We start from the raw sequence: 8,818 nt of genomic DNA on the forward strand, positions 1-8,818 counted from the left end.
TTTTACAGGCATTTTTTATAGGATTATTTTTGCTCTGACACTAAGCCAACTTTTGAACCGTCAGCAAAATGTACTGAAGTCCCGATAATATCTACTTGGATATTTTTTCCTTACTGTAAGTGTGGACGAATTTGCGAAAGCACAGCTTCTTCAGTTGTTGATAATGTTACTGTTTCGCTAGCTTTTGGTGCAATTGTTTTTCCAAATTGTAATGCTGGAAGATTTGTTACATAGAATGGTTGGTTATTTTCTTTATAAACAGTTAACCATTGCGCTTCTAAAATAGCTTTATCACTTAAGTTTGTGATTTCATAAGTGATAGAAAACGATTTTAAATCATCTGTTACAGAAACATTTGTTACTTTTACATTCGCAACTTTTAGGAATTCTGCATTTGCTTGAGTGACTAAATCATCCGTTTTTACTTGAGGTTGTTGTACTGCTTGTTGAACCGATTGAGTAGTTTCTGTTAGCTGCTGGTTTTTCTGCTACTTTTTCTTCTTTATCGTTACAAGCGGTTAATGCAATTGAACCGGCGATGATACTTGCAAAGAGAAAAGATTTATTAAATTTCATTGTAAATTCCTTCATTATATTTTGTTAGCTGAGTTGTACTTATTTTTTAAGGGTTCAATTATAGTCCATGTAACCTCTTACTGCTGTCTTTTATTTTGAAAGTTCTAGAAGTTGTTTTATTATACTTTTCATTTTCCTTGACTAAGTAGAGAAGTATAATGAAACATATTCATATCTTAGGTATTTGTGGCACCTTTATGGGCGGTGTGGCGATGATTGCTAAACAAATGGGCTATCACGTGACGGGTTCTGATACTAATGTTTACCCTCCAATGAGCACTTTTTTAGAAGAGCAAGGCATCCAGATTATTCCAAATTATGATGTTGCACAATTACAACCTGCGCCTGACATGGTAATCATTGGTAATGCGATGAAACGCGGTAATCCTTGCGTCGAATATGTGTTGGAAAATAATTTGAAATACACATCTGGTCCTCAATGGCTACATGATCATTTATTACGCGATCGTTGGGTATTGGCAGTTTCTGGTACGCATGGAAAGACAACTACAACAGGCATGCTAACGTGGATTTTAGAACAAAATGGCTTAAAACCAGGCTTTTTAATCGGTGGAATTGCAGGTAATTTTGGCATTTCAGCTCGTTTAGGAGACAGTCCTTATTTTGTTATTGAGGCTGATGAATATGATACAGCTTTCTTTGATAAACGTTCGAAATTTGTCCATTACAATCCTCGTACACTTATCGTAAATAACATTAGTTTTGACCATGCAGATATTTTTGATGATCTCAAAGCGATCCAACGCCAATTTCATCATATGATTCGAACTATTCCGGCAAGTGGCTTGGTATTAAGTTCGGCGAGTGAACAAAGTGCAAAAGAAACTTTGGCATTGGGATGTTGGTCACAACAACAATTTTTAGGCAAAGATAATGAGTGGTTTGCTGAACGTATTACAAATGATGCCTCACATTTTTCGGTCTTCCATCATGGTGAAAAAGTGGCAGAAGTAAAATGGAATGTAGTGGGACAACATAATATGCATAATGCTTTAATGGCAATAGCGGCTGCTCATCATGCGGGTGTGTCTATTGAAGATGCATGTAAAGCATTAGGATCTTTTGTAAATGCTAAACGTCGTTTAGAAGTGAAAGGTGAAGTTAATGGTATCACTGTTTATGATGATTTTGCTCATCATCCAGAGGCTATTCTTGCTACGCTAACGGCTTTACGAGATAAAGTAGGTGGTGGCGTGCGAATTCTTGCAGTGCTTGAACCTCGTTCTAACACAATGAAAATGGGTGTTCATAAAGATGAAATTGCGCCTGCACTTGGCCGAGCTGATGAAGTGTTTATGCTTCAACCAGAACAGCTTCCTTGGGAAGTGGCAGATATTGCAAACCAATGTGTACAACCTGCCTATTGGAATGCAAATTTAGATCGATTAGTCGATATGATTGTCGCTGAGGCCCAACCTACAGATCATATTTTGGTGATGTCTAACGGCAGTTTTGGTGGCATTCATCAAAAAATTCTTGATAAGCTTAAACAGAAATAATCAAAGTGCGGTTAATTTAGAAAATGTTTTTAAGTTGACCGCACTTTTTATTGAGTTAACGTAACATTTATTTTTAATTTGTAATTTATAAAAGGAATCTTTGTAGAATGGCTGATCCACATATTAAATCACCGATGGATTTTTTAGATAATCTGACCGTCATTATTTATCGCTCTGGCTTTGTGATAGCGGCCTTGGCTATTCTTGCTATGACTTGGTATCCAGATTTATCGCTTACATTTATATTAATTGCGGCAACTTGCTGTGCCTCTTCATTACACATTTATCTCAAATCCTTCCGATTGCTTTTTCAATTTGCTACTTGGATAGGATTACTTTTTTATATTAATCATTATCCCGCTTTGGCTCTTGGCGGTGCGTTACTTACTTTAGGTGGTTTGTGTTTTAAAGAATATTTTTGTTTCCGCGTACCTCTGCTAAATTTACAGCCGATATTTGTGGCTTGCTTGTGGGTTTCGTGGGTGTTAAATAATCTTATTGCGCTACGAATTTTTTCTATTATTTCTGGCGTATTACTTTTAGTTTTAGCGATACAAAAATGGCGAATGCCTTTGCATTTTGACATTGGAGATAAAACTAAATATCAAATTTAGAAAAGAAAATGACCGCACTTTTATGTGCGGTCATTGTTTTTAGAAAGGTTTATTTAGCTAAACATTCCATGTAACTATCTGCGGTAGATTGCAAGAATGTTGCATAAGAATTTTTGCCTAAATTGACTTTATCGCCAATTGGGTCGAGTTGTCCTACATTGACTTTAGTATTTTGAGCTAAAGATTCAATCACTTTTGGCGTAAATTGTGGTTCTGCGAATAAGCAATTTACTTTATGTTCTGCGATTTCTTCTTTAATGTGCGCTAAAGTTTTTGCCCCCGGTGCAACTAATGGATTGATGGTGAAGTAACCGGTTTGTTTTAAACCATAAGCATCGTTGAAATAACCATAAGCATCGTGGAAAACGTAGAAACCTTTATCTTTAACATTCGCAAGTTGTGCCGTAATTTTTTCACCTTGTTCTGCCAAAGTGCGGTTAAAATCTGAAAGATTTTGTGCAATTAAATCTTTTTTATCTGGGAATTGTGCAGTTAATTTATCCGCTACTTTTTGTGCAACAATTTTGCTGATGGCTGGAGAATACCAAACGTGCCAATTTGTTGTTAAACCTTCGTCATGATCATGGTGATCGTGATCATGGTCGTGGTGTTCATGCTTGTGCTTATGATCATGGTCGTGTTCATGTTCGTGATCGTGTTTATGTTCGTGTTTGTGCTCATGTTCATGTTTATGATCGTGATCGCCATCTTCATGGAAATGCTCGTGGTGAGCTTGACTTAATAAAGGTTCTACATCAGCAAGATCTGCAATGGTAATCACTTTTTTACGTTCAATTTGGCTAATTGGTTTGTCTAAAAATGAATCAACATCCTCACCAATCCATACAACTAAATCTGCAGATTTTACTTTTTGAATATCAGATAATTTCAAATTGTAGTCATGCGGAGAGGCGCCTGCAGGAACAAGGACTTGTGTGCCAGTTACGCCATCTGCAATAGATGAAACAATAAAACCTAAAGGTTTTACTGATGCCAATACATCGGCATTCGCCATCATTGGCGCACTTAAAAGTGCGGCAGAAACGGCGCTAATTTTTAAAAGTTTTTTCATATTTCTGTTTCCTTACTTGTTAGTAATAATTCTCAAAGGGAAAAAGACTACGCCTTTTTATATAAATTGCAACGATTTTATAGAGAACCTGAGGGAAAATTTTTCATTTTCAAAGTAAATAGGTTTCATTCGATAAAAAATGCACATTTATGGTCAATGTGCATTTTCAAGAGGAGATTAAGATTTTTTCTTTAGTAATTTATCTATTACACGAGAAACAGCAAAAAAACCAAAGGTTGCCGTAATCATCGTGGCTGCGCCAAATCCGTTTGCGCAATTCATTGTGGCAGAAATTGCACAACCTTCAGTCATTTGTGGGAATATTAGAGGTTGTGTTGAAAATACCGCATCGATACTAAATTTGCGTTTTGGATTTTGGCTAAAATTGTAATCTTTGCGTAAAACTGACCGCACTTTAGCGAGCAGCGGATCTTGAATAGTTTTACTAAGATCGGCAATTTGAATTTGGGTTGGATCAGTTTGACCGCCAGCCCCACCAATAGTAATCACATTAATTTTGTTGCGTTTACAATAAGCAATCAGCGACGCTTTAGTTTTCACATTGTCAATAGCATCAATGACATAGTCATAGCCTCGATTGAGGTAATCCGATTGATTTTCTGGCGAGATAAAATCATCAATAATATTGATGGTACATTCAGGATTAATCAGCTTTACTCGTTCTGACATCACTTCAGTTTTTAGTTTGCCGATTGTGCCGCTCATTGCAGGAAGTTGGCGATTGATATTCGTGACGCAAATATCATCCATATCAATTAATGTGAGTTCACCAACGCCTGAACGTGCTAAGGCCTCTACGACCCAAGAACCCACGCCACCAATGCCTATTACGCAAATATGGGCTTTGCGTAAGCGCGCGAGTCCATCAGGTGTATAAAGTCGACCAATACCGCCAAATCGCTGTTCATAATTGTCCACTGGCGCCATTATTGTAACACCCATACTCGGCCATAGTGTTTTGATAATCCCGCAATATGGCCTGCTTGATCACCAATGCCACGATATAAGTCAAAGTGGTGGCCTTTCACCGCACCGCCCACATCAAGTGCAACCATTAAATGCAATTTGTGTGTACCAAGCCAGTTTCCGTTATTATCAATGTCAGGCACTTCGACTAAAAGAACAGTACCAGATGGTACAACGCTACGATCTGATGCTACTGAAGCCATTGGTACAAGTGGTACGCCAGCAGAACCTTTTACTTTGCCACTCGGATCATTTTTAAAGAATACATAAGAAGAATTACGTTCTAACAAACTTTGTACGCGAGAGGGATTACGATTGCCCCATTCATGAATTGCTTGAATAGACATTTTCTCTTTTGGTACTTCACCATCTTCAACTAATAAACGGCCAACAGCGGTATAAGGAAAGCCATTTTGTCCTGCATAAGCGAAGTAATTAAGGTTGCCATCACCAAAATCTACATAGCCGCTGCCTTGTACCCCAAGTAAAAAGTTCTCTAACATGGAATCACTATATGCTAATTCTAATCCTTGACCCGCTAATGCACCGGCGTAGATTTGCGCACGGCTAAAACGTTTATTTGCTGGCATACGATAAATTGGATTTTGGAATTGACCTTGCGGTGAACGGCGTGCATGAAGGACAGGCGAGTAGTAGCCTGTCATCAAAACATTTTGATATCCATCGAACCCACGCATAATTTGCGGGTTAATACCAAATTTAGAAAGCTCACTGACATTGGCGCCAGAAAGTACCCAGTTCGTAATTTTTTCATAGTTGCCATAGAAACGATCAGATAGTTTGCTTGAATAACTTTGTACATTTGAAAGTTGCGTTAAAAAATCACCCTGATTAATGACCGCACTTTGGTTTTCAACTTGAGAAACTGGCATAAACACAGCTTGTTGATAATTACGACCCGAATATTTAGCACCAAATTGTCGAGGATCGCTGCCATTTGAGGTGGTTGGAATTTGAGTTTTTGTTGTATTAGAAGAACCACAGGCAACTAAAAGTGCGGTTGTCACTGCAATAGAAAATGTTTTTAATGAGAAAAATTTTCGAACTGACATTTTTAATCCTAAATAAGCTTAAATAAGGCTGCATACGCTATCAAAAATCCTTCAAAACGACCAGTGTTATTTAGTCAAGCTGATTAATAAAAACGCACATTGAACATTTTATTAACAAATGAAACATAAACTTTTGTTTAATTCTTGCAAAAAAATATTAATAGCGTATAGTGCACCACATCAGACGCGGGGTGGAGCAGCTTGGTAGCTCGTCGGGCTCATAACCCGAAGGCCGTCGGTTCAAATCCGGCCCCCGCAACCAACAAATTATAAAGCCCTGATTTAAGAAAATCAGGGCTTTTCTTTTTACAGTTTAACTCGCTATGATGATCTCAATTAGATCATCTTTTTCTATGCTATAATCCCTCAAAATTTTTAAAATCGGTACCTAAATGAAACAATTATTTGCAACGACTTCTCGTGGCTTTGAAGAATTATTAAAAGTTGAACTCACTGAACTTGGCGCGCAAGAGGCAAAAGTAGTTCAAGGGGGCGTTCATTATCAAGCAGATAACGAAACTTTATACCGCACTTTGCTTTGGTCACGCCTTGCTTCACGCATTTTATTTCCTTTGATTGAAACCAAAATTTACAGTGATTTGGATCTTTATGCGGCTGTTTCGGGCTTTAATTGGTTAGCGCAATTTGATGAACGAGTTACATTCTTTGTAGATTTTAATGGAACCAACCAAGAAATTCGTCATACTCAATTTGGTGCGATGCGCGTTAAAGATGGAATTGTCGATTACTTTGAACGTCAAGGTAAAACTCGTCCTTATGTAGATAAAATTCAGCCGGACGTACGTATTCATGCTTATTTGAATCGTGAAAATTTAGTGATTTCTTTAGATTTAAGTGGGGAAGCATTACATTTGCGAGGCTATCGTGAAGATGCAGGTCAAGCGCCTTTACGTGAAACTCTAGCTGCGGCAATTGTTATGCGTTCAGGTTGGCAAGCGGGTTCTCCATTAGTAGATCCAATGTGTGGGTCAGGCACGCTTTTAATTGAAGCGGCACAAATGGAAGCCAAAATTGCACCGCAACTTTATCGTTTACATTGGGGATTTGATTTTTGGAAAGCGCATAATCAATCGGCTTGGGAAAAAGTAAAAAATGAAGCGATTGAATTAGCAGAAGAAAAACAAAGTGAAATTCAACCGCACTTTTATGGATTTGACCTCGATCACCGCGTATTAAAAAAGGCGCAGAAGAATGCACAAAATGCAGGTGTTTCACATTTAATTAAATGGCAACAAGGTGATGTTGCAGCGTTGAAAAATCCTCGTTTAAATGAAGTCGGTACGGTTATCTGTAATCCACCTTATGGGGAACGTTTAGGCACAACCCCAGCTTTAATCGCGCTCTATTCTGTATTTGGGCAAAGACTTAAAAAAGAATTTTGCAGTTGGAATGTTTCTGTTTTTAGTAGCGAATCCACATTGCTTGATTGTTTGAGAATGCGTGCCAGCCGACAGTTTAAAGCAAAAAATGGCCCACTAGATTGTGTGCAGAAGAATTATCAAGTTTCAGAACGAAAATCTGACGCAATTACAGATGAAAAGGCACTAGAATTTAACCGCACTTCGGAGGTGGCAACCGATTTTGCTAATCGATTACAAAAAAATATTAAGAAAATTAGCAAATGGGCAAAGCAACAAGGATTAGACGCTTATCGTTTATATGATGCTGATTTGCCTGAATATAATTTAGCCGTCGATCGTTACGCAGATTACATTGTTGTGCAAGAATATGCCGCGCCGAAAAATATTGATGAAAATAAAGCGCGTCAACGTTTATTAGATGCTGTTACTGCAACTTTGCACGTTACAGGTGTCGAAACGAATAAGTTGATCCTCAAAGTTCGTCAGAAACAAAAAGGTACCAACCAATATGAGAAATTAGCCAATAAAGGTGAATACTTTTATGTGAATGAATATGGCGCGCAACTTTGGGTAAATTTGACAGATTATTTAGACACTGGATTATTCTTAGATCACCGTTTAACAAGAAAAATGATTGGTGAGTTGGCAAAGGGTAAAGATTTCTTGAACTTATTTGCTTATACAGGTTCTGCCACTGTTCATGCAGCACTTGGTGGCGCTAAATCGACAACTACCGTTGATATGTCCAATACTTATCTTAATTGGGCGGAGCAAAATCTTATTTTGAATGATATTGAAGGTAAACAACATAAATTAATTCAAGCAGATTGCCTTCAATGGTTAGAAAAATGTGATCGTCAATTTGATTTGATATTTGTGGATCCACCAACGTTTTCAAATTCTAAACGTATGGAAGAGAGTTGGGATGTTCAACGAGATCATGTGAAATTGATGAGCAATCTAAAACGAGTTTTGTCGAATAATGGCACAATTGTTTTTTCGAATAATAAACGTGGATTCAAAATGAATTTAGTTGAGTTGGAAGAATTAGGTTTAAGTGCGGCAGAAATTTCGCATAAAACGTTACCACTAGATTTTGAACGTAATAAACAAATTCATAATTGTTGGATGATTCAACATATATAATGATTTGCTAAGTTGTAAAAATAGTCGAAAAAATAGTGAATTTTAAACAAACTGAATAAAAAACTATCGCTCAAACATTTTTTTTCAAAAAGTGCTAGACAAGGTTTTATTAAATCATTAATATACGCCTCCGCAACGACGCAATAACGCGTTCGTAGCTCAGTTGGATAGAGCGTTGGCCTCCGGAGCCAAAGGTCGCAAGTTCGAATCTTGTCGAGCGCGCCAGGTCAGTGCAATAACAACTTTTAATGGTGGCTATAGCTCAGTTGGTAGAGCCCTGGATTGTGATTCCAGTTGTCGTGGGTTCGAATCCCATTAGCCACCCCATCTTATCTTTATAAGATCTGACGGCGAGTAGCGCAGCTTGGTAGCGCAACTGGTTTGGGACCAGTGGGTCGTAGGTTCAAATCCTATCTCGCCGACCACTTTATTTTGCTCTTTAACAATG

At 37.8% G+C, this 8,818-nt stretch carries 7 protein-coding genes and 4 tRNA genes; 7 read left to right on the top strand and 4 right to left on the bottom strand.

What is annotated here, in order from left to right:
- Positions 1-411: 411 nt before the first annotated feature.
- Positions 412-576, bottom strand: a complete 165-nt coding sequence (locus tag AAX18_RS08820) for a hypothetical protein (RefSeq protein WP_155397202.1) — start codon at positions 574-576, stop codon at positions 412-414.
- Between the two features lie 158 nt (positions 577-734).
- Here AAX18_RS08820 and mpl point away from each other — a divergent pair, with 158 nt between their 5' ends.
- Positions 735-2,096 (top strand): UDP-N-acetylmuramate:L-alanyl-gamma-D-glutamyl-meso-diaminopimelate ligase, encoded by a 1,362-nt coding sequence (mpl, locus tag AAX18_RS00820; protein ID WP_005625944.1) that lies wholly within the window; start codon positions 735-737, stop codon positions 2,094-2,096.
- Between the two features lie 107 nt (positions 2,097-2,203).
- Positions 2,204-2,710, top strand: coding sequence for a DUF2301 domain-containing membrane protein (locus AAX18_RS00825; RefSeq protein WP_005625942.1), 507 nt, complete (start codon positions 2,204-2,206; stop codon positions 2,708-2,710).
- A gap of 49 nt (positions 2,711-2,759) precedes the next feature.
- Here the strand turns inward: AAX18_RS00825 and znuA are convergent, their stop codons facing one another.
- The 3 genes from znuA to mltA form a co-directional block, all read right to left on the bottom strand.
- A complete protein-coding gene (gene znuA / locus AAX18_RS00830; protein ID WP_046952624.1) occupies positions 2,760-3,782 on the bottom strand; it encodes a zinc ABC transporter substrate-binding protein ZnuA in 1,023 nt (340 codons plus the stop codon).
- A gap of 177 nt (positions 3,783-3,959) precedes the next feature.
- Positions 3,960-4,730: a tRNA cyclic N6-threonylcarbamoyladenosine(37) synthase TcdA gene (tcdA, locus tag AAX18_RS00835; RefSeq protein ID WP_005625938.1), complete on the bottom strand. Its 771-nt coding sequence runs from the start codon at positions 4,728-4,730 to the stop codon at positions 3,960-3,962.
- Positions 4,730-5,842 carry a murein transglycosylase A gene (gene mltA / locus AAX18_RS00840; protein ID WP_046952625.1) on the bottom strand — a complete coding sequence of 371 codons (1,113 nt, stop codon included), beginning with the start codon at positions 5,840-5,842 and terminating at the stop codon, positions 4,730-4,732. The genes tcdA and mltA overlap by 1 nt, the downstream gene beginning before the upstream one ends.
- 185 nt (positions 5,843-6,027) lie before the next feature.
- Here mltA and AAX18_RS00845 point away from each other — a divergent pair.
- The 5 genes from AAX18_RS00845 to AAX18_RS00865 all read left to right on the top strand — a co-directional run bounded on the left by AAX18_RS00845 (position 6,028) and on the right by AAX18_RS00865 (position 8,795).
- Positions 6,028-6,104 (top strand) — tRNA-Met (locus AAX18_RS00845).
- Positions 6,105-6,234: 130 nt separating this feature from the next.
- Positions 6,235-8,370, top strand: a complete 2,136-nt coding sequence (rlmKL, locus tag AAX18_RS00850) for a bifunctional 23S rRNA (guanine(2069)-N(7))-methyltransferase RlmK/23S rRNA (guanine(2445)-N(2))-methyltransferase RlmL (RefSeq protein WP_046952626.1) — start codon at positions 6,235-6,237, stop codon at positions 8,368-8,370.
- Positions 8,371-8,518: 148 nt separating this feature from the next.
- A tRNA-Arg gene (locus AAX18_RS00855) sits at positions 8,519-8,595 on the top strand.
- Between the two features lie 26 nt (positions 8,596-8,621).
- Positions 8,622-8,697 (top strand) — tRNA-His (locus AAX18_RS00860).
- A 21-nt stretch (positions 8,698-8,718) separates the two neighbouring features.
- A tRNA-Pro gene (locus tag AAX18_RS00865) sits at positions 8,719-8,795 on the top strand.
- Positions 8,796-8,818: the final 23 nt, after the last annotated feature.

The sequence above is a fragment of the Haemophilus haemolyticus genome (genome assembly GCF_001008205.1).
GTDB classification, from domain to species: Bacteria; Pseudomonadota; Gammaproteobacteria; order Enterobacterales; family Pasteurellaceae; genus Haemophilus; species Haemophilus haemolyticus_Q.